The following is a 26563-nucleotide window of genomic DNA, read 5'->3' on the forward strand; positions in this document are numbered from 1 at the left end:
GCGGTGTTCGGGACGGAACGATGCGCCGTGACCTGCGAAAACGTCAAACGCCGGGCGCCGTCGGTCCCATGTGCCCGAATTAAACCTATCTTAATGTAAGGATTTTATAAAGATCGCCCCAGTTGATGGGTGATCTGGTAAGAGCCCCCTCCGGCCGCCCTCTAGTGTCGCGCTCGAACCATGGCGTGGCCATGTCCGCATGACGTTGTGTCGATGAACTGAGAGGACCTCCTGTGGGGGTTTGGCCTGCCCGGATACGGGCCGCAAGAGAACGAGCGGGGGGCCGGTGGCACGCACCCGCGGTGGCGGCACTCCTCGCCCTGGCGATGACGGGAGCAGCGGTCCCGCCCGCGGCCGCGTGGACGTTCCCCACGCCGGAGGGCGAGGTCTGGACGCCTCCGACGACGCCGCTGGGCGAGAAGACGCCCACCGTCACCGGGCACGACGTGCGGCCGCCGGCCGCCACCCCGGCGAGCCGGCCCGAGGACTGGAAGCCGCAGCCGGCCCAGCCCGTGGTGACCGGCACCACGACGGTCACGGTCGGAGCCGACAGCGCCGAGGCGGAGGCCGCACGGAAGGCGACCGGCGGCGGGTCGCCCGCTTCCGGCGGGGCGACCGGCTCGAAGGCCGGCGACCTCGCGGTGACGGTCGCACCCGGAACCGGACACGGCGAGAGCGTGCACACCGTCACCGTCCAGGTCACCGACGCCGACAAGGGCCGGAAGGCCGGGAGCCCCGGCCCGCTGGTCGCACTGACCGATGCCGGGGGCCCGGCGGGCGGCGAGGGCCGCACGGCGAAGGTGACGCTCGACCTCAAGGCGCTCCAGGGCGCCGGATGGTCGGACCGGGCCGCGCTGGTCACGCTGCCCGCCTGCGCGCTGACCACCCCCGAGCGGGCCGAGTGCCGTACCAGGACACCGGTGGCCTCCACGATCGACGCCGCGGCGGGGAAGGTCACGGCGGACCTCGCACTTCCCGCCGCCCCGGCGGCGGCTCCCGGCCGGACCGGCGCCGTGAAGGCGTCGTACACCACCGGCGCCGTGAAGGAGCCGTACACCACCAGCGCCGTGAAGGAGCCGTACACCACCGGCGCCGTACCCGCCTCCGTCGGGGCGACGGATGCGGGCGGCCCGGTCGTGCTGGCGGCGGCGCCCTCGCCGTCCGGGGCCGGCGGCACCTACACCGCGACCCCGCTCTCCCCGTCCGCCGAGTGGTCGGCCGGGTCGAACGCGGGGAACTTCACCTACAGCTACCCGATCCAGCTGCCGCCCGCCCTCGCGGGCAGCGCGCCGACGGTGGCGCTGGGCTACAACTCGGCTGCGGTCGACGGCAAGACGTCCGCGACGAACTCCCAGTCCTCGTGGATCGGCGACGGCTGGGACTACGAGCCGGGCTTCATCGAGCGCTCCTACAAGAGCTGCGACAAGGCCGGCATCACCGGTTCGGCGGACCAGTGCTGGGGCGGCCAGAACGCCACCCTGTTCCTGGGGAACCACTCCGGCACCATCGTGCGCGACGACGCGAGCGGCGTGTGGCACCTCCAGGACGACGACGGCTCGAAGATCGAGCAGCTCACCGGGGCCCCCAGGGCGGCCGGCGACGTCGACCACCGGGACGCGGAGTACTGGCGGATCACCACGCCGGACGGCATCGAGTACTACTTCGGCCGCAACCACCTGCCCGGCGGTGACGGGAGCGACCCGGCCGCCAACTCCGTGCTGAGCGTGCCGGTGTACTCGCCGAACAGCGGCGACCCCTGCTACAACGCGGCCACGGGCAAGGCCTCGTGGTGCCAGATGGCCTGGCGCTGGCAGCTGGACTACGTGGTCGATCCCCACGGGAACCTGACGACGTACACCTACGCCACCGAAGGCAACAAGTACAACCGCGGCGGTGCCCAGAACTTCGGCGACGGCACCCTCACCGACTACCAGCGTGCCGTCTACCTCAAGGAGATCGGCTACGGGCAGCGCCTGGACGAGCAGAAGGCCGCCAAGGGGACCGCGAACCCCGCCGCCAAGGTGGTCTTCGGCACCACCGAGCGGTGCCAGCCGTCCGGAACGATCACCTGCACGGAGGCCCAGCGCACCGCCGCCAACGCGGACGCCTGGCCCGACGTGCCGATCGACCAGATCTGCTCCGGCACCGGCACCTGCGCCAACTACGCGCCGACCTACTTCACCACCAAGCGCCTGACGTCCGTCACCACCAAGGTGCTCGTCGACTCGGCGTACCGCGACGTCGACACCTGGGCGCTGTCCCAGTCGCTCGCCGACCCCGGCGACGGCACCAAGCGCACCCTGCGGTTGGACTCCGTCCAGCGCACGGGCTCGAACGGGCAGACGCCGGCCAGCGTGCCGGCCGTCCAGTTCACCTACGTGATGATGGCCAACCGGGTCGACGGCCTGGTGCCCGCGTCCCCGATGTTCATGCGGCCGCGCCTGCAGGGCGTCACCACCGAGACGGGCGGCCGCGTCAACGTCGTCTACACGAGCCCCGAGTGCTCGCGGGTCGACAAGCGGATGCCGGCGTCCGAGGACTCCAACACGATGGCCTGCATGCCGGTCAAGTGGTACCTGCCCGGCCAGTCCTCACCGGACCCGGTCAACGACTGGTTCAACAAGCCCCTCGTCAGGACCGTCACCGTCCAGGACCTGGTGTCCAGCCCCTCGACCGGCATGGTCACCGAGTACACCTACAACGGCGGGGCCGCCTGGCACCGCAACGACGCCGAGTTCATCGACCCCAAGACCCGTACCTGGAGCCAGTTCCGCGGCTACCAGTCGGTCACCACGACCAACGGCAACGCCGATCCCGGTGAGGCCCCGAAGACCCAGCGAACCGTCACCTACCTGCGCGGCATGGACGGCGACTACCTCGCCAACGGGACCCAGCGCAGCGTCCAGGTCGCCAGTCCGCTCGGCGGCAGCGTGACCGACAGCGACTGGCTCAGCGGACGGACCGTCGCCACCGAGGGCTTCGACAGGGCCGGCGGCACCGTCCAGACCGTCACCGGAAGCACCTACAACGGCCAGCAGACGACCGCGACCCACGTCCAGGGCGCGGGCGCGCCGAAGATCTACGCCCGGTACGGGTCCTCGGAGGTCACGGCGGCCACGAAGGCCAGGCTGGCGGACGGCAGCTGGCGCACCGTCTCCACCGTGACCACCAGCGACCCCGCCCACGGCAACCGCGTCACCAAGGTCGACGACAGGGGCGACGGCACCGCCGCCACCCCCGAGACCTGCACCGTGACCGACTACGTGACCGACCCCAACCCGCAGCGTTCCACGCTCGTCTCCGGCACGGTCACCGTCCAGGGCTCGTGCGACGCCGCTCCGACCGGGGCCAACACGGTGTCCGGCGGGCGGTTCCTCTACGACGGGAAGCCGTTCGGACAGGCCGGCGCCGCCGGCGACGTGACCGGCACCCAGGTGCTCGACCGCTACGACGCGAACGGGAACCCCGTCTACGCCGACAGCGGCGCCACGACCTACGACGGCTACGGGCGCGTCCTCACGACGTCGACGACCGACGGGTCCGCCTACGACCGCTCGGGCAACCAGGTCAACGGTCCGCAGAAGGCACGGGCGGTCACCACGACGGCCTTCACCCCGGCCACCGGCGCCCTGCCGACCCAGGTGAGCACGACCGGGCCGATGGGCACCGGCTGGACCACCACGGTCACCCAGGACCCGGCCAGGGGCTCGGTGCTGGCCAGCCGGGACGTCAACGACCGCGTGACCACCGCGCAGTTCGACGCGCTGGGCCGCGTCACCAAGGTGTGGGCGCCCGACCGGCCCACCGACCAGAACCCCAGCCAGAAGTTCACGTACAAGGTGAACGGCACCAGCGGGCCGTCCACGGTCACCACCGAGTCCATCCGGGAGGACAACGGGTACTCGGCGGTCGTCGACCTCCTCGACGGCCTGGCCCGGCCGCGGCAGAGCCAGCGCACCAGCGACGCCAAGCCGACCGGGCGCCTGATCACCGACACCGTGTACGACTCGCACGGCTGGGTGATCAAGACGTCCGCGCCGTACTACGAGGAGTCCTCGTTCCCCGGCGAGTCGGTCTTCGTGCCGTCCGGTGACGGGCAGGTGCCCGGTCAGACCTGGAACACCTACGACGGCCAGGGGCGCGTGGTGCGCACCGAGGCCCGTTCCTACGGCAACCTCCAGTGGAGCACCACGACCGCCTACCCGGGCGCGGACCGCACCGACGTGACGCCGCCCGCCGGGGCGAACCCGGCCTCGACCGTGACCGACGCCCGCGGGCGCACCGTCGCCACCTGGCAGTACCGCACCCCCACCGCGACCGGGAACGCCGCGGACGCGGACGTCACCAGCTACGCCTACACGAGTGCGGGCCTGGCCTCCCGGCGCACCGACAGCAGCGGCAACAGCTGGAGCTACACGTTCGACCTCCGCGGGCGGCAGGTCTCCGCCTCCGACCCGGACACCGGCACCAGCCGGACGTTCTACGACGCCGACTCCCGCGTCGACCACACCGTCGACGCCAGGGGCACGACCCTGGCCTACAGCTACGACCTGCTCGGGCGGAAGACCGGCCTGTTCGACGGCAGCGTCGCACCGGCGCACCAACTCGTCGGCTGGACGTACGACACGCTGCTCAAGGGGGAGCCGACCGCCTCGACCCGCTACGTCGGCGGAGCCTCCGGGTCGGCCTACACCAAGGCCGTCACCGGGTACGACACCGCGTACCGGCCGACCGGGAACTCCGTCACCGTTCCCGCTGCGGAGGGGGCGCTCGCCGGGACCTACACGGCGAGCAACAGCTACACCCCGGTGCTGGGCGCGCAGAAGACCCTGACCATTCCGGCGGCGGGCGGACTGCCCGCCGAGACGGTCAGTTACGGGCGGACCGTCACCGGCCTGCTCACCTCCTCGATGAGCCAGGGCAAGGCCGTGGTCGCCGCGATGGCGTACGACGCGCTCGCCCGTCCGACCCGCACCACGGTGGGCCAGTACGGCAGCCAGGTCGTGTCGACCCAGCAGTACGACTGGGCCACCGGAAGGGTGATCAACTCCTTCCTCGACCGCCAGCTCGGCACCACCTCCGTCGACCAGACCAGCTACACGTACCTCCCCTCGGGCCGGATCTCCTCCGTCACCGACGTCCAGGACGCCGCCGCGACCGACACCCAGTGCTTCGCCTACGACTACCTGGGACGGCTGACCGGCGCCTGGACCGACACCGGGGGCACGGCCACCACCGCGGACTGGACCGACAGTTCCGGGGTGGTGCACGGCACCGGGAGCTCCACCGCCGTCCCGGGCACCGGCGCCTGCCGGAACGCGTCGGGCCCCGCCGTCACCGGACCGGGCGCCAGCACGGTCGGAGGCCCCGCGCCCTACTGGAACACCTACTCCTACGACGCCACCGGCAACCGCACCGGCCTGGTCCAGCACGACATCACCGGCAACAGCGCCAACGACACCGTCACCACCCAGACCTTCGGAGCCGCGCGGGCCGTCAACACGGCCACCGGTTCCGCCGGTACGGGCGGCGCAACCGGCGGCCCGCACGCCCTGCTGACCTCCACCACGGCCGGGCCCGCAGGCGGCAGGACCGTCAGCTACCAGTACGACGCCAAGGGCCGCACCACCTCCGTCACCGACGCGGCGGGCACCACCACGCTGAGCTGGAACGGTGAGGACAGGCTCGACTCCCTCACCAAGGCCGGCCAGGCGGACGCCACCACCTACCTCTACGACGCGGACGGCAACCAGCTGATCCGCCGCAGTCCCGGCAGGACCACCCTGAACCTGCCGACCGACGAACTGGTCCTCGACACCGCCTCCGGCTCGATGACCAACACCCGCTCCATCGCCGCCCCCGGCGGTCTCACCTACACCCGCGTCACCGCCCCCATCGGCGGCGGACGGGTGCTCGTCCAGGCCTCCGATCCCCACGGCACCAACGGCGTGGAGATCAACACGACGGCCGGCCAGCCCGTCACCCGGCGCGGCACCGACCCCTTCGGCAACGCCCGCGGCACCCAGCCCGCGGCCGGCGCCTGGGCAGGGACCAAGGGGTTCGTCGGCGGAACCAAGGACGACACCACCGGCCTCACCAACCTCGGAGCACGCCAGTACGACCCCACCACGGGCCGGTTCATCAGCCCCGACCCGATCATCGACGCGGGCAGTCCACAGCAGTGGAACTCCTACGCCTACAGCAACAACGATCCGGTCAACCTGTCGGATCCGACCGGGAAGCTGCCGACCTCGGACCCGGGCTGGAGCATCGTCCGGGACCCCTCCTGGGGCGAGCAGATCCTGACCGACGGTGACTACGCCACGGACGAGCAGATCATCGCGGCCGGTCGTGACGACGGCACCAAGTTCAAGCCCGTGAGCGGGGTCAGCGGGAGGTTCGCCCAGATCCTGGCCCGGGACCAGAAGGCCGACGGGACCTGGGACTGCTGGCGCTGCGGCTACAACTTCTCCGACTCCAGGGACCTGAACGCCGGACACCGGATCATTCCCCGGAGCAAGGGCGGCAACCTGTCGGAATCGAACCTGTGCGTCGAGGGCTGGGCCTGCAACAGCAGTGCCCAGGACCGGGGACGGCCGAGCGCCGGCATGTCCTGCCGGGAACGCTACGCGTGCAACAGCGCCAAGCCGGCCAAGCCGTACCGGCTCAACCGGAACCGGAACTGGCTCTCGCGCGTCGCCGCGGCCCGCGGAGACCGGGGGAGCGTGTCCCTCGGCGGAGCCCTCGGTGCGGCCGGGCTGGCGGTCAGCGCGGTTGCGATCGTCGAGGACGTCAAGGCCGCCCCGCCGGGAGAGAAGGTGAGTACGGCGGTGGTCGACACCGCGACCTTCATCGGGGGTGTCGCCGGGAGCATCTACGGTGCCGAAACCGGCGCCGCCATCGGAACGATGATCATGCCAGGCGTCGGAACGGTGGTGGGTGGAGCCGTCGGAGCCGTCGTCGGCGGCGTCATCGGCAGTGGCATCGCGCGCAACACCGTCAAATCGATCAAGAAGTGGTTCTTCTAGCGTGACGGCACCCGCATGACGGGGTGACGACAGCACAGGGCCGGCCATCACGGACGTGATGGCCGGCCCTGTGCATTGCCGTCGGGCTTTCCCGTCGCGCCTTCCCCCGGGTGCTTTCCCCCGGGTGCCTTCCCGGGCGGGCGGGCGGCGGGGGAGGGGAGGCGGGTCGGTCGCGTGACTACGGATATCCGATGGCGTGCAACTGCGACGCCACTGCCGCGACGTCGCAGCCCGGGTTCAGAACCGCCGCGAACCGCTCGACCGGGCCCGCGAGGTCGAGCACACCGCGAACAGCCGCGGCGACCTCACCCGTCGGAGCGAGGCCGAGCCGCGGAACGTGGAAACCGGGTTCGAACCGCGTGAGTTCGTCGAGGATCACCGCAGCCCCGTCGGGGTCGGAGTGGGCCGGCGGGAACCGCAGGCCGGAACCCGTGTTCCACGACGGTTCCGAACGGGACCTCCACGTGCAGCTGGTGGCGAGGACGGCATCGTCGTCCAGGAACTCGGGAATCTCCGACAGGATCCACGAGAGGCTGTCCGGAACCTCGTCGAGGACTCCGGGCCAGGTCCGCATCGGGTCGGCGGCGTAGGGGCTCATCGGGGATTCGTGGTCGAACCCGATCAGCAAGGCGCCCTGCTCGCAGAAACCGATGAAGTAGCCGTCGCCACCGCCCTCCAGCACCGCGGCTTCCAGCCCGGGACGCCACAGCGGCTCGAACGAGTGCTCGCGCGCCCAGGCGTTCTCCGGCTCGCGGATGATGTCGAAGGCCGCGAGCGCGATGGAATGCCGTCGGAGCGCCTCCACGTCCGGCAGCAGCCGGGCCACATCGACGATCGAGGACAATGCGGGTCCCTTTCCGGAAGAGGTGGTCACGGCAGAAGGGGCGCCCGCACCCCGAGCGCCATCGCCTCGGCGGCGGCGGCGACGCGGGCGGCCTCCGTCGCGGGTGCCTGCGTGGTGACGACGACGCAGGAGTCCGCGGACAGCGTGGTGCGGATCAGTATCTGCCGCCACTCCGCGCCCTCGAATTCGTAGCCGAATTCGACGAGGTCGAGGCCTTCCGCGGACGCCTCGCGAACGACCCGCTGGCCGGGGGCGGCCATTGCGGAAAGGCGTTCCGCGTGACGCGCCCGGACGGGCCCCTGGATGTAGATCACCGAGGAATTGTCCCCGAAGAGATAGAACGGCGCGCTGTTGTCGCCCGGGGGCGGCGAATCAAGGGCGAATCCCGCGGGCCAGGGGCTCGAGTAGCTTGTCGTCTCGATCAGCCAGGCCTGCTGTGAACCGCCCTTCCCGACCTCGATGACGTCGTCCAGCGATCCGACTCCGACCAGGCGCGCCTCGACGTTGTCCGGGAACCCCTGGAGGTCGACCCCGCGGCGGGCGGAGCCCGGCGCGTGACGGGTCACGGAGAGATCGGATTCCGAACCTCCCGCCCGTTCGACAGTGTACGGGGATTTCGGTGTGATCGATACGCCGAATCCGGACAGGCGGGCGAAAGAGTGGGCCATTTTTCCTGGAATTTTCTTGTCGGGTTCGTCGCGGCTTGGAGCGGGCTGATTGTAGCAAGTCAAACGTGAGGGATATTCGGGCCTTCCTGGCGGTCCTCCCGGCGGCCTTCCCGGCCTTCCCGCCCGACTCGGCGGTGAGCCGCGCGGTCCGCGCGGTCCGCGCGGTCCGGGCGGTCCGGGCGGTCCGGGCGGTCCGGGCGGTCCGGCGGACGGCGGACGTGCCCGCGGGTGGCGGGCACATCCGCGACGTCGGCGGAGTGCGCCGGACCTCAGCTCTGTGCGACCAGGTCCAGGTACGCGTCGTGCCAGAGGTCCTCGTCGCCGTCCGGCAGGAGGAGCACGCGGTCCGGCCGCAAGGCTTCGATGGCGCCCGGGTCGTGGGTGACCATCACGATCGCGCCCGGGTAGGTGCCGACCGCCGCCAGGACCTCCGTGCGGGAGGCCGGGTCGAGGTTGTTGGTCGGTTCGTCGAGCAGCAGGACGTTGGCGCCGGAGTGCACCAGGGCGGCCAGGGCGAGGCGGGTCTTCTCGCCGCCGGACAGCACCCCGGCGGGCTTGTCGGCGTCGTCGCCCCGGAAGAGGAACGCGCCGAGCACGTGCCGGAGTTCGCCGTCCGTCAGACCGGGCGCGGCCGCCGCGAGGTTGTCCCGCACGCTGAGCGCCGGGTCCAGGGTGTCGTGCTCCTGGGCGAAGTAGCCGAGCCGCAGGCCGGTGCCGGGGACGACCCGGCCGGAGTCCGGGGTCTCCCGGCCGGCCAGGAGGCGCAGCAGGGTGGTCTTGCCGGCTCCGTTCAGGCCGAGCACGACCAGTCGGCTGCCGCGGTCCACGGCCAGGTCCAGGCCGGTCAGCACCGGTCGGCCTCCGTAGGACTTGGCGAGACTGATCGCGCCGAGCGGCATCCGGCCGCACGGGGCGGGCTCCGGCAGCCGGATCCGGGCGGTGCGTTCGGCCTGCCGGACGGGTTCGAGCTCGGCGAGCATCCGGTCGGCCCGCCGGGCCATGCTGCGGGCGGTGGTCGCGGTGGCGACGTTGGACCGCATCCGGTCGGCCTGGGCGTGCAGGCTCGCGGCCTTACGCTCGGCGTTGGCCCGCTCACGGGTCCGGCGGCGCTCGTCGGCGGCGCGCTGGGTGAGGTAGGCCTGCCAGCCGGTGTTGTGGACGTCGATCGTGGCCCGCTGCGGATCCAGGTGGAAGACCCGGTTGACGGTCTCCGCGAGCAGCCCCACGTCGTGGCTGATCAGTACGAGCCCGCCCTGGTGGGTGGCGAGGAAGCCGCGCAGCCAGGCGACGGAGTCGGCGTCCAGGTGGTTGGTCGGCTCGTCCAGCAGCAGGGTGCCGTGGTCCGCGAACAGGATGCGGGCCAGTTCGACCCGGCGGCGCTGACCGCCGGAGAGCGTGCCGACGGGGGAGTCCATCACCCGGGTGGGCAGGCCGAGGCCGGCCGCGACCCGGGCCGCCTCGGCCTCGGCGGCGTAGCCGCCCCGGGCCTGGAAGCCGGCCTCGGCCCGGACGTACGCGTCCATCGCCCGGCGTTCCTCGGCCGGCGATCCGGCCCGGGCCATCGCCGCCTCGGCGGCCCGCAGTGCGCGGACGGCGGCGTCCAGGCCGCGGGCGGACAGGATGCGGTCGGTGACGGTGACGGACGGGTCGGCGGCGCGGGAGTCCTGCGGGAGGTAGCCGACGGCTCCCGTCCGGGTGACGGTGCCGGCGGCGGGCGCCAGCTGCCCGGCCAGGGTGGCGAGCAGGGTGGTCTTGCCGGCGCCGTTGCGGCCGACCAGGCCGATCCGGTCGCCGGGGGCGACGTGCAGGGTGATGTCGGACAGCAGCAGGCGGGCACCGACGCGTACGTCGACACCACGGGTGGTGATCACGGGAGAACGCTCCGAAACGGCTAGCGGACAGACGGGTGGCGTGGAAGCGGGTCCGTCGGCTAGGAGATTCGGGGCGTGGACATGGGGGAACGGTAGCGCGCGGGGCGGGGCGGGCGCACCCGAATTAACGGGCACGGGCACGGGCACGGGGATGCGGGAGGCCGGGCGGCGGGGTTTCGGACACGGTCCGAGGCGGTTGGCGCACGGGGCCGCCTTGTCGTGGCCGCGGCGCCGTCGCTTGCATGTCCGCATGGCCCGACGCGACCTCGTACTCCTGACCGATCACAGCTCGACCGAGGGCAGTCGGCGGGTGCTCGCCGCCGCCGCGCGGACCCTGACCGGGCGGGAGCCCGTCCAGCTGGACGCCCGGCACTTCCTGGCCGGTGGCGGCGGCCGGATCGAGGCCGACGACGGGGGAGGGCTCCGCTTGGAGGCGGGTGGGCGCTCGGTGGTCGCCGACACGGTGATCGTCTACGAGGTCCCGCCGCACCGGCGCCGCGCGTTCGAGGGCTGCCAGCGGCGGCTGCGCGCCCTCGGCGCCCGCTCGCTGGGCACCGGCGCCGAGGCGTGGCGGGCGGCCACCGAGAGGGACCTCACCGCCGCCCGGTTCGCCCGGGACGGCGTGCCGCACCTGCCCGGCATCGCGCTCTCCGGGCCGAGCCCGGAGACCGCCGCCGACGCCTTCGCGGCCCTCGGCGGCGACGTCTGGGCCCGGCCCCGCGTCGGGACCGGCGGCGGCGACGTCTTCCACATCACCACCCGTGCCCAACTGGACGCCGTCGTACGGCATTTCGCTCGGGCCGGCGCGGACTGGCTGATCGTCCGTGACGCCCGGAACCTGCTCCCGGACGGGCGCCGCCACCAGTACCGGGTCGTGGTGCTGCAGGGGCGCGTGGTCCGGGTGGTCGAGCACGTCCAGGCGGATCCGGACGCACCCTGCGAGGAGAGCAGGGGCGCCGCCTGCACCCAGCTCGACTACACCGAACTGCCGGACGGGCTCGCGGAGTCGGCCGTCGCGGCGGCCGCCTCCCTGGGGCTCGACCTCGCCGCGGTGGACCTCGTGGCGGAGAGCGGCGGGGTGGTCTTCGAGGTCGACGTCCACCCCGCCTTCGGCCGGCGGGGGCTGGAGCAGGTGGCGCTGCCGTACGTCGCCGCGCACCTCGGCGAGCAGTTCCTCCGGGAGTGACGCCCGGGCCCCGTCAGGCCCGCAGGATCGCGGCGAGCACCGGTGGCCGGAACAGCAGCGACGGCGGCGCCACCAGCGACATCACCTCGTGGAACGCCGCGGTGACGGCCGGGTCCCGGGTGCTGGCGGCCAGCACCTTGTCGAAGAAGCGGTGCTGGAGCCCGACCGCGGCGCCGGCGGGCGCGCCGGTGGTGGCGCGGAAACGGGCGTCCTCGGCGCAGGAGATCATCCACGGGATCGCGGACGCGGTGGCGACGCCGCGCCGCGCGGTCCGCGTGGTGGCGTGCCCGATGCCGCCGTGCCGCTTCACGGCGCGGCGCAGCTCCCGGGCGCAGAACAGGGCGACGGTGACGCCCTGCCCGTACACCGGGTTGAAGGTGCCGGCGGCGTCGCCGACCACCACCAGACCGCCCGGGCAACTGCGCTCGTAGTGCCGGCGCACGCCCGGGCCGGGGTGGAAGCCGCGTACCTCGCCCGCCGGTTCGGCGTCCCGCAGCACCTCGTGGAGGAGCGGGTCGCGCAGCCGGCGCAGGTGCTCGGTGAACCCCTCCTCGCCGGCCCCCGGTTCGGCGCCGCGCATCCCGGCGAGGCTGACGATCCACCGGTCGCCCTCGACCGGCAGCAGCACGCCCATCCGCCGTTCGTCCGGGGCCTTGGTCTGGAGGTAGATCGCCCGGTCGCCGAGGTCGGCCCCGGCGGGCCGGTGGAAGAGCCGGGAGGCGTACGCGACACCCGCGTCCACCCGCTCCTCGGGGACCGGCGGGCAGCCCAGTTCGGCGAGCCACTTCGGCACCGAGGTCGACCGGCCGGCCGCGTCCACCACCAACTCCGCCGGTATCTCCCGCACTCCGCCGCGCTCCTGGCCGCGTTCGCGGACCCGAACCCCGGTGACCGCGGCCGCCGAGCCGAGCAGCCCGACCACGTCCGTCCCCTCCAGGAACTCGATCGCGGGGTGGGTGCGGACCCGGTCCAGCACGAGCTTGTCCAGCACCGGCCGGGTGCAGGAGAGGAAGGCCATCCGCGCCGGGTACTCGGCCAGCCAGCCGGCGGAGCAGAGCCACCTGACGTCCGAGGCGGTCACCCGCCGCGCGCCCGCGGCCGTCAGCTCCCGCTTGATGCCGGGCATCATCTCCTCCAGCAGCCGGTGTCCGGCCTCCAGGACGAGGTGCGCGTGCCGGCCCTGCGGCACCCCGGCCCGGAACTCGGCCTCCGCGGGGTACCGGTCCCGCTCGACCACGACGATCCGCTCGGCGAACCCGCGCAGCGCCCACGCGGCCGCCAGCCCCGCCAGTCCGCCGCCGATCACCACCGCCGTACCCCGCCCCGGGGCCCTGTCCGAAGAAGTCATGACACGTAGCGTAGTGGGGTGACCGCCGCTCCGTGATCGGTTCGCCCGGGTGAAAGGGCCTGACCGGCAGGTCCGTTGGCGTCGCGCGGGACGGCGCCCGGCGTACCGCGGAGCGAGGACGGAGCGAGGACAGAGCGTGGGCGGAGCGCGCAAGGGGTGCCGGAACGAGGGGTGGACACGGCCCGTGGCGCGGCCATGGTCGGAATCCGGGTCGTGCGGGTACTAGACTCGGCCGGGTTGTGCTGGCGCCTCTCCCGGTGCGCGAGCGCGCGGAGGCGAGGAGGTGAGAGCCGTGGAGTGCAGTAGTACGGGTCGAAGTCGGCCCCGCCCCCGGTTGTCCCGCACCACTCGCGGCCCCCGGCACACCTCCTCCCGTACGGCTCCCGCGCGGCACTGATCTCGTCCTCCCGGCGAGGCGCCGCCGGTCGCGCCGTGCGCGTGGCGGCCGGCCGGGCGCCTCCGGTCCGTCGTCCTCCGGTACGGCGGCCGGGCACCCACCCGTGGAGGTCTCCCGCCATGTCCGACTGGCGTGTGCGCGCCGTGCGCGCGAGCAAGCGTCCGTTCTCCCGTTCCGTCGTCCGGCCCGTGGACACCCAGCCGGCGCCCGAGCACTCGATGGACCCGCGCCCCGACCAGCCCGCCGAGCCGGTCACGCTGGAACGTTCCGTCGTGGACGCGGCGGTCTACCGGGACGGCCGCCGGATAGCGGCACCCACCGACCTCGCCGACATCTACCGCAACCTGCCCGGCCGGCCGGGCACGATGGCCTGGATCGGCCTGTACCGGCCCGCCGAGGCGCAGCTGCTGGAGGCCGCCGACCGGTTCAACCTGCACGAACTGGCCGTCGAGGACGCCATCGTCGCCCACCAGCGGCCGAAGCTGGAGCGCTACGGCGACACCCTGTTCGTGGTGCTGCGCGCCGCCCGCTACCTCGACGAGGCGGAGGAGGTCGACTTCGGCGAGATCCACCTCTTCGTCGGCCCCGACTTCGTGCTCACCGTCCGCCACTCCCAGGCCCCGGACCTGTCGGCGGTGCGCCGCCGCCTGGAGGACGACCCGGAGCTGCTCGCGCTCGGCCCGGAGGCGGTGCTGTACGCGGTGCTGGACGCCGTGGTCGACGGCTACGCGCCGGTGATCGCCGGCCTCCAGCACGACATCGACGAGATCGAGACCGAGGTGTTCGGCGGCGACCCGCAGGTCTCCCGCCGCATCTACGAGCTGTCCCGCGAGGTGATCGAGTTCCAGCGGGCCACCCGTCCGCTGCTGGAGATCATGAAGAGCCTGGAGGCGGGCTTCGGCAAGTACGGCACCGACGACGAGCTCCAGCGCTACCTGCGCGACGTCACCGACCACGCCACCTACGCCGCCGAGCGGGTGGACGGCTTCCGGCAGATGCTGCAGAACATCCTGACCGTCAACGCGACGCTGGTCTCGCAGCGGCAGAACGAGGAGATGAAGCAGCTCGCCGAGGCGGGGCACGCGCAGAACGACGAGATCAAGAAGATCTCCTCCTGGGCGGCCATCCTCTTCGCGCCGACGCTGATCGGCACGGTGTACGGGATGAACTTCGAGACGATGCCGGAGCTCAAGTGGGTCTTCGGCTACCCGTTCGCGATCGGGTTGATGGCGCTGGTGTGCACCGGGCTGTACCTGGTGTTCAAGAAGCGGGACTGGCTGTAGGCGGCGGCTCCGGGGCGGCTTCCTCGACGGGGCGCCCGTTCCTCACCGGGTGGTGACGACTCGGCGTCGGTCCATGCGCGAATCCGGGCCCTTCATCCGGTTCCTCGGCGCGCCCCGGCCGGCCGGGGTCGGCCCTGACCGGCCGACAGCAGCCGGTACTCGGCCTCCGGATCCCGCTGGCGCCGGTACTCGAGGTGCAGCCGGACGGTGCCGTCGGCTCCGGCCGGGAGGTCGAGCGGGCCCCGGCCGGCCGGGAGCGGCCGGGGCCGCGGCCACTGCTGGGCGAGGACGGCGAGCGCGGTGCCGTCCTCGCCGCGCAGTATCCAGGTGGCCCGGCCGCCGCCGATCAACGGCAGCCGGGGGCGGGGGAGTCCGAGTGCGGTGAGCGCGGCCGGGAGGCCCAGGCCGTCGGGGAGCGTGACGGCCTCGGTGTGCGGGGCGTCGGTGTCGTCGCCGGCCGAGACGCTGTCGCGGGTGAGGAGGATGCGCATGACGGGAGGATAGGCGGGAGCCGCGGAGGTGACCCGTGGGGATGGTGGCCGGGCCTCACCCGTGTGCCGGATTGACAAGCAGCCTTGCCGTACCGGCAAATGGCAGGCATGGCCGACGAAGAGTTCGAGAACGTCCTCACCACGGTGGGCCCGAGGCTGCGGGCGCTGCGCCGGGAACGCGGCACCACACTCGCCAAACTGGCCGCCGCCACCGGCATCTCGCTCAGCACGCTGTCGCGGCTGGAGTCCGGGCAGCGCAAGCCGACGCTGGAACTGCTGCTTCCGCTGGCCCGGGAGTACCGGGTGCCGCTGGACGAGCTGGTCGGCGCCCCGGCCACCGGCGACCCGCGGATCCACCCGCGCCCGGTGACCAGGAACGGCCAGACGATCGTCCCGCTCACCCGCCACCTGGGCGGCCTGCACGCCTACAAGCACATCGTGCCGCCGGGCCGGAACGCCGGGCCGGAGCTGGAGTTGAAGGTCCACGAGGGCTACGAGTGGCTGTACGTGCTGTCCGGACGGCTGCGGCTGGTGCTCGGCACCCACGACCTGGTGCTGGCGGCGGGTGAGGCCGCCGAGTTCGACACCCGCACCCCGCACGCCTTCGGCAACGCCGGGCCGCAGCCGGTGGAGTTCCTGAGCCTGTTCGGTCCGCAGGGCGAGCGCATCCACGTCAGGGCACGCCCGGGAACCTCTGTTCGGTAGGTTCGTTCCTGACAGGGGGTCTTCGTACCGGCTCCCGCCAGGCCGTCGGAGGGGCCGAGGAGATGAGTGTGCAGCAGAGCGCGGAGTCCGGTGAGAGCGGCGGAGCCGGGGAACGCGGGGAGGCCGGGCCGGAGCGCCGGGCGCGGCCGGGCGCGGGCACCGCGGTGACGGAGGGCGCGGGCGGCGCCGCTCCCGGGGCGGCCGGTGCTCCGGGGCAGTCCGAGGAGAAGGCCGGGCCTCCCCGGAAGAAGCGCCCGTTCTGGCAGGAGCTGCCGATCCTCGTGGTGATCGCGCTGCTGCTCTCCCTCGGAATCAAGACCTTCTTCGTGCAGGCCTTCTCCATTCCGTCCGGCTCGATGGAGCAGACCCTCGCGATCGGCGACCGGGTGCTGGTCGACAAGTTCACCCCCTGGTTCGGCGCCGAGCCCGAGCGCGGTGAGGTGGTGGTGTTCCGGGATCCGGGCGGTTGGCTGGAGGGTGTGCCGACCGACTCCGGCGGCTCCGTGTCGGGCACCGTCCAGAAGGTGCTGAGCACCGTCGGCCTGATGCCCTCGGCGGACGAGAAGGACCTGATCAAGCGGGTCATCGCGGTCGGCGGGGACACCGTCGACTGCGAGGCGGGCGCGCCGCTGAGGGTCAACGGGATGGCGCTGGACGAGCCGTACCTGTTCCCCGGCGCGACGCCCTGCGACGACGACCCGGTGGGCACCGTCACCGTGCCCAAGGGCAAGCTGTGGGTGATGGGCGACCACCGCAACAACTCGCGGGACTCCCGCTGGCACCACAACCAGACCGGCGACGGCTTCGTGCCGGTGGACAACGTGGTCGGCCGGGCCTTCGTGGTGGCCTGGCCGGTCTCGGACTGGTCCACCCTGCCCGTTCCGGGCACCTTCGACAAGGTGCCGGCCGGGGCGGCGGGCGCGGCCGGATCGCCGGTCGACGAGCCGCCGGCGCCGGCGGCCGCCGCACTGGCCGGGATCGTGCCGCTGGCCCTGTGGCAGCGGCGGCGGTCGGCGCGCGAGGCGGTGTCGGGCAGGGTGTCGGGGCGGAGGGCGCGCTGAGACCGCTTCGGTCCCGCCGGAGCCCGTCGAGGCCCGTGCGCCCCGTTCTCCCGGCTGCCGGCCGGGGCCGATCGTCTTCGACGGAATTCCTCCCACCGGTCTCTACACGCCTGTAGAGTTCGAGAGGTGAGCTGCACCCCCGGCCGCCGGGCCGCCCCGAGCGGGCGTCCGGCGGCCGGGTCCGGGTCGGGAGGCGGAGCCGTGATGGAGAGTCAGTGCAGTCCCGCGGGCGCCGCCGCTCCGGCAGGAGCGGAGCCGGCGGACCGGGACGTCCGATGGGTCTACCAGCCGGTCGAGGTGGACCTCGGGGGCGGAGCCTGGGCGCTCGGCCGGATCAGCGGCTGGTGGCAGGACGACACGGGGGAGCGCTGGTGCCGGCTGCGGATCGGCCGCAGCGGGCAGCCCGCGCTGTGGCAGCGGTTCGACCCGGCACGGGTGCTGCTGCTGCCGGTCTCCGGGCTCTGAACGGGCCGAGCGGAGAAATCCTGGCGGAACCGATCAGCGGGCCCTATCGTCCCTGGGAGCGACCGCTGACAGGCCTTTTAGCGACCGGGGACGACGTGACTTCGGAGATCTACTTCAGCAACAACTACCGCGACCTGTGCGAGCAGCACGGCACCGGCGCGGGCTTCCAGTTCGAGTTCTCCTGCTCCCGGTGCTCGGACACCTGGCGATCCGCCTTCGAGCCGTTCCGGACCGGTCAGATGGCCGGCTGGATAGGCAAGGGCGTCAGCGCGGCCTGGAACCTGATCGGCGGCAACGCCAACACCATCAGCAACGCCGCCGACGGGCTGGCCGGCCAGACCTGGGGCACCTCCCGGGACGCGGCCTTCCAACGGGCCATCGGCAACGCCCAGTCGCACTTCAACCGCTGTGCCCGGTGCACCCACTACGTCTGCGGGCGCTGCTTCGACCCGGCCCAGGGCCTGTGCCACACCTGCGCCCCGGACACCGCGGCCGAGGCGGTGGCGGCCCAGCGCCGCGGCCTCAACGACAGCGTCACCGAGCGCGCGTACAACGCCGGGCAGCAGTCCGGTGCCGGGTTCGACGTCAACACGCCGCGCCAGCTGGTCTGCCCGCAGTGCCACACCGAGACCCACGGCACGCCGTTCTGCCCGGGCTGCGGCTTCCGGCTGGCGCAGCCCGTCCAGTGCACGGGCTGTCAGCGGGACGTCCCGGACGGCGCCGCGTTCTGCCCGTCCTGCGGGACGAGGCGCTGACACCCCCTCGGCCACGCCGACGGCGGGGCGCCCCCGGAGCGATCGGCCCGGGAGCGTCCCGCCGTCGTGCGGGCGGGGGAGCGGCTCAGCCGTAGGAGAGGTTGGCGCAGGGGTCGTCGTCGGCCGAGCGGGCGCTGCCGCTGATGCTGCTGGGCAGCGGGGCCGGTGCGGTGGCGGCGCCGCCCGGGGCCGCCGCGGTGGGGCTCGCCGGGTTGGCGGCGGCGAAGTCGTGGCCGAGGACGACGCTGACGCCGCGGCCGCCGGGCTGGACGGTCGCACCGGGGAAGAGCTTGGCGACCGCTTCGGCGGCGGTGCGCTCGCCGCTGCCGTACTCGACGACGGTGGTGCCGCGGGGCTTGCCGGCGGCGTTGCCGACGGTGGTGACGGTGTAGCCGGCGCCCTTGACGGTCTCCGCGGCCCGGCCGCCGAGCCCGGTCTCACCGGTGCTGTTGAGCACGGAGACCTTCACCTCGGCGGCCTTGGCGTCCTGGGCGGGCGTCGGGGCGGTCTCGGCGGGGGCGGCGGGGGGAGTCGCGGCGGGGGTCGAGCCGGCGTCGGCCGGGGCGCTCGCGTCCTGGCCGTCTATGGTGCGATCGGCCTTGAGGGCCGCCCACAGCTGGTCCACGTCGGGGTGCACCAGGGCGACCCGGGGGCCCTCGTAACGCCAGGGCACGGTCAGGAACTTGATGTCGTGCAGGTCGACGTCCTTGAGTTCCATGGCGAAGGAGAGCAGCTTGGCGGCGGAGCCGAGGCCGGGGTCGACGGTCAGTGACTTGGTGGCGGCGTCGGCGAGCGGCAGCAGCGTGGTCGGGTCCATGCCGCGGGACTTGACCTCCTTGATGAGGGAGGAGAGGAAGGCCTGCTGACGCTTGGTGCGGCCGATGTCGGAGCCGTCGCCGATCCCGTGCCGCACCCGGACGTAGTCCAGCGCGGACTGGCCCTCGACCTTCTGCTTGCCCTTGGGGAAGATCAGCTTGCCCTTGCGGCCGAGGTTGGGGTTGAGGTCCCCCTCGTGGATGTCGGCGGGCAGGCAGACCTCGACGCCGCCGACCGCCTTGGTCATCGACGCGAAGCCGCTGAAGTCCACCACGATGGTGTGGTCGACGCGCAGGTTGGTCAGCTTCTCGACGGCGTTCTGGGTGCAGGCCGGGTTGCCCTGGTCGCTGTCGCCCACCGAGAAGGCGCTGTTGAACATCACATTGTTCTGCTCCTTGGTCCACTTGCCGTTCGGGAGCTTGCACGGCGGGATGGTGACCAGGGAGTCGCGGGGGATGGATATGCCGACGGCGTGCTTGTGGTCGGCGTAGACGTGCAGCAGGATCGCCGTGTCCGAACGGGCGCCGCCGTCCCCGCCGCCGCCCAGGTCGCTGTTGCCGTTGCCCCGGCTGTCCGAGCCGATCAGCAGGACGTTGACCGGGGTGCGCCCCTGGGCGTCCGGGGCCGCGGCCTCCGGGCGGTCCTTGCTGAGGGCGTCGCCGTCGAAGGTGCTGATGTTGCTGTTCAGCCGGTAGTAGAGGGCGCCGCCGCCGAGGATCGCCAGGGCGGTGCAGCCGGCCGTCACCCAGAGCACCTTCTCCTTGGTGCTGCGCTGGGGCTTCTTCCTGGCCCGGCTCGCCGGACGGCCGTCCGCTGTGCCCGTACTGTCCTGGTTCCGACCGGTTCTCCGGCCGGCCGCCCGTCGTCCGCCCGCCCGGTGCGGCGAATTCTCGGCCCCGGGGGAACTCTTGCGGCCAGACACGTCGTCATCCTCCACAGTTGCCACGCGCGCCCCCGTCGAAAGGCGGCGGGTTCGCGCGGCCCGGGGCCGGAGCCGATCCGGGCACGGCCCGTCGCTAAACTTTTACACCGCTGTAGAACTTCAGTGGAGCATACTAGGCGCGGATGGGAAAACCGGCTGGTCAGACCATGAGAAATTGGTCAGATCGGCCGGTCCGCGCTGCTCCCCACCCGTACGAGGAGCACGATGACTGATCGGATCGCACGTTCGATAGCCGGCGCCCTGGTGGCGCTGCTCGCCGCCGTCGGCCTCACCGCCGTGGCATCGGGCACGGCGGCGGTGGCCGCGCCCCGCACCGTCGCGGCCGCCGCCGCGAACCCGGGGACGCCCGACCCTGGCGCCCGGGCGGCGGGCATCACGGCAGCCGCGGCTGACGGCACGGAGGTCCGCACCGAGGCGCGCGCCGCCTCGGCCGCCGACGCCGCCCACCTCGCGGCCAAGGACGAGAAGAAGAAGAAGAAGGGTTTCTTCGCCAAACTGGGCAAGTTCCTGCTGGTCGTGGTCATCCTGATCATCCTGTTCGTCGTGCTGCTGATCGTCGGGATCATCTACGCGGCCAAGCGGATCTTCAGCCGCCGCAAGTAGCCGCCGGCCGTCCGCGGCCGGGGGCGACCACGGCCGGGGGCGATCACGGCCGCGAGCCACCGCGGCCGGACCCGGGCGTCGCCGCCGCCTCCCGGGCGGCGGGCCGGAACGACCGCCCGGGGCGGGCCACCTGACGGCGATTGGCCCTGGCCCGGGCGTCGGACCCGCCCCAAGGATGGGCGCCATGAGCGACTTCCACTCCCGCCAGGCCCCCGACTCCCGCCAGGCCCCCGACTCCCGCCGGGCCCCCGACGAGCTGCGCCCCGAGAGCCGGGTCGTCCACCCACCGCTCGCCGAGGTCACCGGCAGCCGTCCGTTGGGCGTCCCGCTGCACCAGGGCCACCTGTTCGCCTTCGACACCGGCGAGGCGCTCGCCGGGGCCCACGGGGGACCGGACGGCGCCTTCTTCTACAACCGCTTCGGCAACCCCACCGTCCGCTCGCTGGAACAGGCCGTCGCCGGGCTGGAGGGCGGCACCGGAGCCCTCGCCACCGCCTCCGGCATGGGCGCGATCAGCACCGCACTGCTCGCCCTGCTGCGCGCCGGCGACCACGTGATCGCCCAGCGCAGCCTGTACGGCGGCACCGTCGGCGCGCTGACCGACCTCACCGAGCGCTGGGGCGTCGAGGTGAGTTACGTGAGCGGCGACGACCCGGCGGAGGCGGCGGCCGCGCTGCGGCCCCGCACCCGGGTGCTGTTCCTGGAGACCGTCTCCAACCCCACCACCCGGGTCACCGACCTGCCCGGGCTGATCGCCGCGGCCCGGCGGGCCGGGGTGGTGAGCGTGGTGGACAACACCTTCGCGACGCCGCTGCTGTGCCGCCCGATCGAACACGGCGCGGACATCGTCATCCACTCCGTGACCAAGTACCTCGGCGGGCACTCGGACGTCCTCGGCGGAATCGCCGTGTTCGCCGACCCCGAACTGCGCGACCGGGTCTGGCGGCGCTCGCTCGAACTCGGCGCCTCCGCCGACCCGTTCGCCGCCTGGCTGACCCTGCGCGGCATGCAGACCCTGGCCCTGCGGGTCCGCCGCCAGTGCGAGACCGCACTGGACCTGGCCGGCCGGCTCGCCGACCACCCCTCCGTCACCGCCGTCCACTACCCGGGCCTGCCCACCCACCCCGACCACGAACGCGCCCGCCGCCTGCTGCCCGACGGCCACGGCGGCGTCCTGGCCTTCGACCTGGCCGGCGGCCGGGAGGCGGCCGCGACGTTCACCGAGTCCGTCCGGCTCGCCTCGCTGGCCCCGTCCCTGGGCGACGTGCACACCCTGGTGCTGCACCCGGCCAGTACCTCCCACCGGCAGCTGTCGGACGGGGAGTTGGCGGCGGTCGGCATCGGCCCGGGGACGGTGCGGGTGTCGGTGGGCATCGAGCACCCGGAGGACATCTGGGCGGACGTGCGGCGGGCGCTGGCGAAGGTGTGAGCCCGGGGCGCGGGGAGCCGCCGGCCGGCGGACACCGGAGCGCCGCACCCGGGGCCGGGGACGGCGCGCCCCGGCGGCCCCCTCAGCGCTGCCGGGGGCGCGCCGCCAGGAGGGCGATGTCGTCCTCGGCGGTGGCCGGGGCCGGGGCGAGGGAGCGGAGGAGGGCGTCGAGCAGCTCGTCGAGGACCCCGGTGGCGGGCAGCCGCAGCGCCGCGAGCCGCTCCAGGGAGACGTCGATGTCCTCGCCCCGGCGCTCGACCAGGCCGTCGGTGTAGAGCAGCAGGGTCTGGCCGGGGACGAGCGGGTGGGAGGTCTGTTCGTAGCCGCCGAGGCCGGTGCCGAGCGGCGGGCCGGTGGGGACGCGCAGCAGCTCGGTCGGACGGCCGGGGGCGATCAGGGCGGGCGGCAGGTGGCCCGCGCTGGAGAGGGTCCAGCGGCCGCGGCCCGGGTCGGCGAGGGCCAGCAGGCAGGTCGCCGGGCGGGCGGAGTCGTCGGCCGAGACGATGTCGTCGAGCTGACGCAGGATCCGGTGCGGGGGCAGGTCCATACCGGCGAGGTCGCGCAGCGCGGAGCGGTAGTGGGTCATGTCGACGGCGGCCTCGACGCCGTGGCCCATGACGTCGCCCATCGCCAGCAGGGTGCGCCCGAACGGCAGCCGGACCGTCTCGAACCAGTCGCCGCCGACCACCGAGGTGCTCCCGGAGGGCAGGTAGCGGGAGGCGAGGGCGAGGTTCTGGTGCGGATTTCCGGGCTCGCTGAGCAGCGCGCGCTGGAGTTCCAGGGCGATGCCCTGGGAGCGGGCGAAGCGGCGGGCGTTGTCGAGGGCGGTGGCGGCGCGGGCGGCGAGGTCGCCGAACAGGGCGGCCTCGTCCGGGGTGAAGGCCGGGCCGGCGGCGGTGCGTCCGAGGGTGAGCAGCCCGATCAGGCGGCCCCGGGCGGCCATCGGCAGCACCAGCAGCGAGGCCGTCCCGGGCGGGCAGGAGTCCTCGGGCCCGGGCTCGGTGAGCACGGCGACGCCGCCGGCCAGGCTGCGGGCGGCAGCCGAGCCCTCCCCGTGGCGAATCGATTCGCCGGGCCGGGGCAGCGCGGCGAGGGCCGAGGCCGGCAGGGGCGGTGCGGACCGGGCGCCGGCGCGGTGCAGCCGCTGGGGCACGCCGTGCCCGGCCCGGGTGGGTTCGGCCTCGGGCGGCAGCACGTCCACGGTGGCGAACTCGGCGAGCCGGGGCACGGCGAAGGCCGCGAGCTCGTCGCCGGTGGTGCCGAGGTCGAGGGTGGTGCCGATCCGCTCGGCGGCGGCGTCGAGCAGGGCGAGCCGGGCCCGGGCCTGCTCCAGCAGGCGCAGCTGCTCGCGGGCCGGGTCGGGGTCGTCCAGCACGACGACGATCACCCCGGTGGTCCGCCCGGAGCGCCGCAGCGCCCGGTAGCGCACCCGCAGGCCGGGCGGCACGGGGGCGCCCGCGCCGTCCGGGCCTCCGGTGGCCTGCTCGCGGGCGAGCCCGTCGGCGAGGACCCGGCGCAGGACGCCGAGGGCCCCGGCGAACGCGGTGGTCCCGGCGGCCCGGCCGAGCAGGTCCGCGCGGCGCAGACCGGTGGCGGTGGTGAAGGCCGCGTTCAGGTACTGCCAGCGCAGCCGCTCGTCGAGCAGGGCCACACCGACCGGGGCGGCGGCCAGCACCTCACGGAGCCGCTCCGGGTCGTCGCCGCCGTCACCCCCGCCGTCGCCTCCGGCGATCACGCCGAGCCGGGCGGCGAGGGCCGCCGCGGTCGCCGCCAGGGACCGGGAGTCCGGTGTCGCGGACCGCGGACCCTCTGCTCGGTTGCCGTGCCGGAAGTGCATGAGCCCATGATCACGCGCCCGGGCGCGGCACGCCCACCAGTGGGTGGAACGTTGACTCACCGGGGACGGTGCTGTAACGGAGCGTGCGGCGGAACCGGTGCGGCGTGCTCCGTGCGGCCGTCCACGGTGTCGTCGCGAGGCCGCCGTGGGTCCACCGCGGGTCCACCGCCGGGCGGTTCGGACACGGCCGGTGGACGCCGGATGATCACCGGTCATACTTGGGCGGCGGCGCCCGACCCCGGGCGCGGCGGGCCGGGGCCGGACCGCCCGGCCGTACGATCCGACCCGCGCCCGAAGACCCAGACCGGAGGAACCCGATGAGCGCCCACCAGCCGACCAGTCGCCCGGCGGCAGGGGCCCGCGGGGTGCCGTGGAACCGGCAGCGGCTGCGCAGCAACAACGAGTGGCTGCTGCTGGAGCTGCTGCGCACCGGCGGCGGCTCCTCGCGCGCCCAGCTGGCCCGGGACACCGGCCTGTCCAAGCCGACCGTCTCGGCCGCGCTGGCCGAGCTGGAGCGGGCCGGGCTGGTGCGGGAGGCCGGGCGACTGGCCCCGGAGCGCGGCCGCACCGCGGTGCTGTACGAGGTCGACCCGACGGCCGGGCACGTGCTCGGTGTGGACATCGGCCGGGCCCGGCTGCGGATGGCGGTGGCGGACCTGGCCGGCACGGTGGTCGCCCGCCGGGACGTGGCCAACCGGGGCCGCTCGGCGGACGCCGTCGCGGACGCCGTGGTCGCCGCCGCGCACGAGGCGATCGCGGAGGCGGGCCTCACCGCGGGGGACATCGTGCACGCGGTGATCGGCACCCCGGGGGTGTGGGACGAGCAGCGGCGCGGCGTGCGCTACGCCAGCAGCCTGCCCGGCTGGGGCAGACCGGGACTGTTCGACCGGATAGGGGAGGGGCTGGGGACGGCCGTCTCGGTGGCCAACGACGCCAACCTGGCGGCGCTCGGCGAGTACACCCTCGGAGCCGGGACGGGCAGCCGGATGTTCGCCTACCTGCTCGTCGGCACCGGTCTCGGGCTGGGCGTGGTGAAGGACGGCGAACTGCTGCTCGGCGCGCACGGCGCGCTGGGCGAGATCGGCCTGGTCCCGCTGTCCGGGCGGGCCGACGAGCCGACCGCGACCCTCGAGCAGGAGGCCGCCGCGGACGCGGTGGTGCGCGCCGCCCGGGACTTCGGGCTGGACGGCGAGAGCACCGGGCCGCGCCGGCTGACGGCGAAGCAGGTGTTCGAACGGGCCAGGGCCGGGGAGGCCGCGGCGGTCCGGGCGGTGGAACGGGAGGCCGAGCGGCTCGCCTACACGGTGGCCGTGCTGTCGGCCGTCCTGGACCCGGACCTGGTGGTGCTGGGCGGCGGGATCGGCAGCAGCGCGGACCTGCTCCTGGAGCCGCTGGAGCAGGCCCTGCACCGGCTCGCCCCGATGCGTCCGACGCTCGCGCCGAGCCTCCTGGGGGAGGAGGCGGTGCTCCTCGGCGCGGTCGCCACGGCGCTGGAGACCGCCCGTCCCGAGGTGTTCGAACGCCGGACGGCGGGACTGCGCTGACGGGCCGGTCGTCCCGGTCGTCCTGGTCGTCCTGGTCGTCCCGGTCCTCCCGGCCGGTCGTCTCGGCCGGTCGTTTCGGCCGGTCGGCCGGACGGCCCTGGTGGGATCAGCCGGTGGCCAGGGTCAGCCCGTAGGCGCCGAGGATCGGGTTGACCGGTTGGAAGTACGTCTCCCCGCCCGAGGCGCAGTCGCCGGAGCCGCCGGAGGTCACCCCCTGGGCCTGGTCGCCGGAGATGAACGACCCGCCGGAGTCTCCGGGTTCGGCGCAGACGGTGGTGCGGGTGACGCCGTAGACGCTGCCCTCCTGGTAGGTGACGGTGGCGTTCTGCTCCTCGACGGTGCCGCAGTGCCAGCCGGTGGTGGAGCCGGAGCGGCAGACCGAGCCGCCGACCGTCTGCTCGGTCGAGCCGGCCACCGTCACCGTGCCGCCCGCGTAGTCGTCCACCTGCGGCCGGGCGTACCAGCCGGGGCCGGCCGCGACCCAGGAGTAGTCGTTGCCGGGGAAGGTCGAGCCCTGGAAGGTGCCGATCGAACTGCCGTCGGCGGCGGTTGCGTTGGAGCCCGGTTGGCCGCAGTGACCGGCGCTGACGAAGCCCGGTCGGCCGTTTCGGGTGACGGGGAAGCCGATCGAGCAGCGGGCGGCGTTGTCGATGTAGTACGCGTCCCCGCCGCGCAGGTCGGCGAGCGGCCTGGGTGCGGCGGTGGCGCGTTCGATCCGGACCAGTGAGCGGTCCGCGCCGGAGTCCCGGAGGAACGCTCCGGTACGGGCGGCGTCGGTGGACCGCAGGACGACGGCGTTGGTCCGGACGTCCACGTACCAGAGCGGGGTGGCGCCGGGGGTGGCGGCCGCGGCGGCCCGGTCGAGTGCCTCCTTGGCCCGGGTCAGTTCGGCGAGGGAGTGCCGGACGACGGTGGCCCGGCCGCCGTGGGCGGTGACGGTGCGGGCGGCCGAGGCGTCGGTGGTGGCGACCACCAGGGTGGCGTCCGGCCCGTCGAGCCAGGCCCCGCCCCAGCGCTCGCCCAGCGCCCGGGCGAGCGCCGAGCGGACCTCGGCGGCCCGGCCCTCGCGGGCGAGCCGGTCGGCGGCGGCCTGTGGGGAGAGCCCGAGGTCGCGCTCCAGCGCGGGCAGCAGCGCGGCCGGAACGGCGGCCGCACGGGTGGGGGCGGCGAGCGCGGCGGCCGTCGACGGGTCGTCAGCGGGCGCGCCGACGGCGGGGGCGGCGGTGAGGGCGGCGGTCGTCAGGGCGGCGGCGGCCGCCAGGGCGCGGATGCGGAGCACGGGGATCTCC

General features: G+C 74.0%; 18 protein-coding genes. 10 read left to right on the top strand and 8 right to left on the bottom strand.

The window, feature by feature from the left end:
- Nucleotides 1-302 precede the first annotated feature (302 nt).
- On the top strand, nucleotides 303-7028 hold the full coding sequence (locus ACWD4P_RS12940; RefSeq protein ID WP_449779612.1) for an RHS repeat-associated core domain-containing protein: 6726 nt from the start codon (nucleotides 303-305) through the stop codon (nucleotides 7026-7028).
- Between the two features lie 178 nt (nucleotides 7029-7206).
- On the opposite strand, the gene ACWD4P_RS12945 is transcribed toward ACWD4P_RS12940, so the two are convergent.
- The 3 genes from ACWD4P_RS12945 to ACWD4P_RS12955 form a co-directional block, all read right to left on the bottom strand.
- Nucleotides 7207-7872, bottom strand: coding sequence for a hypothetical protein (locus ACWD4P_RS12945; protein WP_449779613.1), 666 nt, complete (start codon nucleotides 7870-7872; stop codon nucleotides 7207-7209).
- A 26-nt stretch (nucleotides 7873-7898) separates the two neighbouring features.
- Nucleotides 7899-8540, bottom strand: coding sequence for a hypothetical protein (locus ACWD4P_RS12950; protein ID WP_449779614.1), 642 nt, complete (start codon nucleotides 8538-8540; stop codon nucleotides 7899-7901).
- Nucleotides 8541-8809: 269 nt separating this feature from the next.
- Nucleotides 8810-10411 carry an ABC-F family ATP-binding cassette domain-containing protein gene (locus ACWD4P_RS12955; RefSeq protein ID WP_449779615.1) on the bottom strand — a complete coding sequence of 534 codons (1602 nt, stop codon included), beginning with the start codon at nucleotides 10409-10411 and terminating at the stop codon, nucleotides 8810-8812.
- A 250-nt stretch (nucleotides 10412-10661) separates the two neighbouring features.
- Here ACWD4P_RS12955 and ACWD4P_RS12960 point away from each other — a divergent pair, with 250 nt between their 5' ends.
- On the top strand, nucleotides 10662-11597 hold the full coding sequence (locus ACWD4P_RS12960; RefSeq protein ID WP_449779616.1) for an ATP-grasp domain-containing protein: 936 nt from the start codon (nucleotides 10662-10664) through the stop codon (nucleotides 11595-11597).
- A gap of 13 nt (nucleotides 11598-11610) precedes the next feature.
- On the opposite strand, the gene ACWD4P_RS12965 is transcribed toward ACWD4P_RS12960, so the two are convergent.
- Nucleotides 11611-12945 carry an NAD(P)/FAD-dependent oxidoreductase gene (locus ACWD4P_RS12965; protein WP_449779617.1) on the bottom strand — a complete coding sequence of 445 codons (1335 nt, stop codon included), beginning with the start codon at nucleotides 12943-12945 and terminating at the stop codon, nucleotides 11611-11613.
- Between the two features lie 516 nt (nucleotides 12946-13461).
- Between ACWD4P_RS12965 and ACWD4P_RS12970 the strand changes: the two genes are divergently transcribed.
- Nucleotides 13462-14625 carry a magnesium and cobalt transport protein CorA gene (locus ACWD4P_RS12970; protein ID WP_359825075.1) on the top strand — a complete coding sequence of 388 codons (1164 nt, stop codon included), beginning with the start codon at nucleotides 13462-13464 and terminating at the stop codon, nucleotides 14623-14625.
- A gap of 92 nt (nucleotides 14626-14717) precedes the next feature.
- On the opposite strand, the gene ACWD4P_RS12975 is transcribed toward ACWD4P_RS12970, so the two are convergent.
- Nucleotides 14718-15116: a hypothetical protein gene (locus ACWD4P_RS12975; RefSeq protein ID WP_449779618.1), complete on the bottom strand. Its 399-nt coding sequence runs from the start codon at nucleotides 15114-15116 to the stop codon at nucleotides 14718-14720.
- Nucleotides 15117-15224: 108 nt separating this feature from the next.
- Here ACWD4P_RS12975 and ACWD4P_RS12980 point away from each other — a divergent pair, with 108 nt between their 5' ends.
- From ACWD4P_RS12980 to ACWD4P_RS12995, 4 genes are all read left to right on the top strand, one after another.
- Nucleotides 15225-15821: a helix-turn-helix domain-containing protein gene (locus tag ACWD4P_RS12980; protein ID WP_359825081.1), complete on the top strand. Its 597-nt coding sequence runs from the start codon at nucleotides 15225-15227 to the stop codon at nucleotides 15819-15821.
- A 62-nt stretch (nucleotides 15822-15883) separates the two neighbouring features.
- On the top strand, nucleotides 15884-16882 hold the full coding sequence (gene lepB, locus ACWD4P_RS12985) for a signal peptidase I (protein ID WP_449779619.1): 999 nt from the start codon (nucleotides 15884-15886) through the stop codon (nucleotides 16880-16882).
- Between the two features lie 201 nt (nucleotides 16883-17083).
- Entirely contained in the window at nucleotides 17084-17347 is a 264-nt protein-coding gene (locus ACWD4P_RS12990; protein WP_359825086.1) for a hypothetical protein, read from the top strand.
- Nucleotides 17348-17442: 95 nt separating this feature from the next.
- Nucleotides 17443-18102 (top strand): double zinc ribbon domain-containing protein, encoded by a 660-nt coding sequence (locus ACWD4P_RS12995; protein WP_359825088.1) that lies wholly within the window; start codon nucleotides 17443-17445, stop codon nucleotides 18100-18102.
- Between the two features lie 85 nt (nucleotides 18103-18187).
- Here the strand turns inward: ACWD4P_RS12995 and ACWD4P_RS13000 are convergent, their stop codons facing one another.
- Nucleotides 18188-19672, bottom strand: coding sequence for an LCP family protein (locus ACWD4P_RS13000; RefSeq protein ID WP_449779620.1), 1485 nt, complete (start codon nucleotides 19670-19672; stop codon nucleotides 18188-18190).
- Nucleotides 19673-20065: 393 nt separating this feature from the next.
- Here ACWD4P_RS13000 and ACWD4P_RS13005 point away from each other — a divergent pair, with 393 nt between their 5' ends.
- Both ACWD4P_RS13005 and ACWD4P_RS13010 read left to right on the top strand, forming a co-directional pair.
- Nucleotides 20066-20464, top strand: coding sequence for a hypothetical protein (locus ACWD4P_RS13005; RefSeq protein WP_449779621.1), 399 nt, complete (start codon nucleotides 20066-20068; stop codon nucleotides 20462-20464).
- A 184-nt stretch (nucleotides 20465-20648) separates the two neighbouring features.
- A complete protein-coding gene (locus ACWD4P_RS13010; RefSeq protein WP_359831893.1) occupies nucleotides 20649-21893 on the top strand; it encodes a trans-sulfuration enzyme family protein in 1245 nt (414 codons plus the stop codon).
- An 82-nt stretch (nucleotides 21894-21975) separates the two neighbouring features.
- Here ACWD4P_RS13010 and ACWD4P_RS13015 read toward each other — a convergent pair whose 3' ends face one another.
- The gene (locus ACWD4P_RS13015; RefSeq protein ID WP_449779622.1) at nucleotides 21976-23730 is read right to left on the bottom strand and encodes a SpoIIE family protein phosphatase; all 1755 of its coding nucleotides are present in this window, start codon (nucleotides 23728-23730) and stop codon (nucleotides 21976-21978) included.
- Nucleotides 23731-24047: 317 nt separating this feature from the next.
- Between ACWD4P_RS13015 and ACWD4P_RS13020 the strand changes: the two genes are divergently transcribed.
- Nucleotides 24048-25274, top strand: a complete 1227-nt coding sequence (locus ACWD4P_RS13020; RefSeq protein ID WP_449779623.1) for an ROK family protein — start codon at nucleotides 24048-24050, stop codon at nucleotides 25272-25274.
- Nucleotides 25275-25380: 106 nt separating this feature from the next.
- Here ACWD4P_RS13020 and ACWD4P_RS13025 read toward each other — a convergent pair whose 3' ends face one another.
- Nucleotides 25381-26553, bottom strand: coding sequence for a S1 family peptidase (locus tag ACWD4P_RS13025; RefSeq protein WP_449779624.1), 1173 nt, complete (start codon nucleotides 26551-26553; stop codon nucleotides 25381-25383).
- Between the last annotated feature and the right edge of the window lie 10 nt (nucleotides 26554-26563).

The sequence above is a fragment of the Kitasatospora sp. NPDC002543 genome (assembly GCF_053594915.1).

Coding starts and splice junctions, on each gene's coding strand:
- ACWD4P_RS12950 (WP_449779614.1), bottom strand. CDS start 8,540: ATGGCCCACTCTTTCGCCCGCCTGTCCGGATTCGGCGTATCGATCACA.
- ACWD4P_RS12960 (WP_449779616.1), top strand. CDS start 10,662: ATGGCCCGACGCGACCTCGTACTCCTGACCGATCACAGCTCGACCGAG.
- ACWD4P_RS12965 (WP_449779617.1), bottom strand. CDS start 12,945: ATGACTTCTTCGGACAGGGCCCCGGGGCGGGGTACGGCGGTGGTGATC.
- ACWD4P_RS12970 (WP_359825075.1), top strand. CDS start 13,462: ATGTCCGACTGGCGTGTGCGCGCCGTGCGCGCGAGCAAGCGTCCGTTC.
- ACWD4P_RS12975 (WP_449779618.1), bottom strand. CDS start 15,116: ATGCGCATCCTCCTCACCCGCGACAGCGTCTCGGCCGGCGACGACACC.
- ACWD4P_RS12980 (WP_359825081.1), top strand. CDS start 15,225: ATGGCCGACGAAGAGTTCGAGAACGTCCTCACCACGGTGGGCCCGAGG.
- lepB (WP_449779619.1), top strand. CDS start 15,884: ATGAGTGTGCAGCAGAGCGCGGAGTCCGGTGAGAGCGGCGGAGCCGGG.
- ACWD4P_RS13005 (WP_449779621.1), top strand. CDS start 20,066: ATGACTGATCGGATCGCACGTTCGATAGCCGGCGCCCTGGTGGCGCTG.
- ACWD4P_RS13010 (WP_359831893.1), top strand. CDS start 20,649: ATGAGCGACTTCCACTCCCGCCAGGCCCCCGACTCCCGCCAGGCCCCC.
- ACWD4P_RS13015 (WP_449779622.1), bottom strand. CDS start 23,730: ATGCACTTCCGGCACGGCAACCGAGCAGAGGGTCCGCGGTCCGCGACA.
- ACWD4P_RS13020 (WP_449779623.1), top strand. CDS start 24,048: ATGAGCGCCCACCAGCCGACCAGTCGCCCGGCGGCAGGGGCCCGCGGG.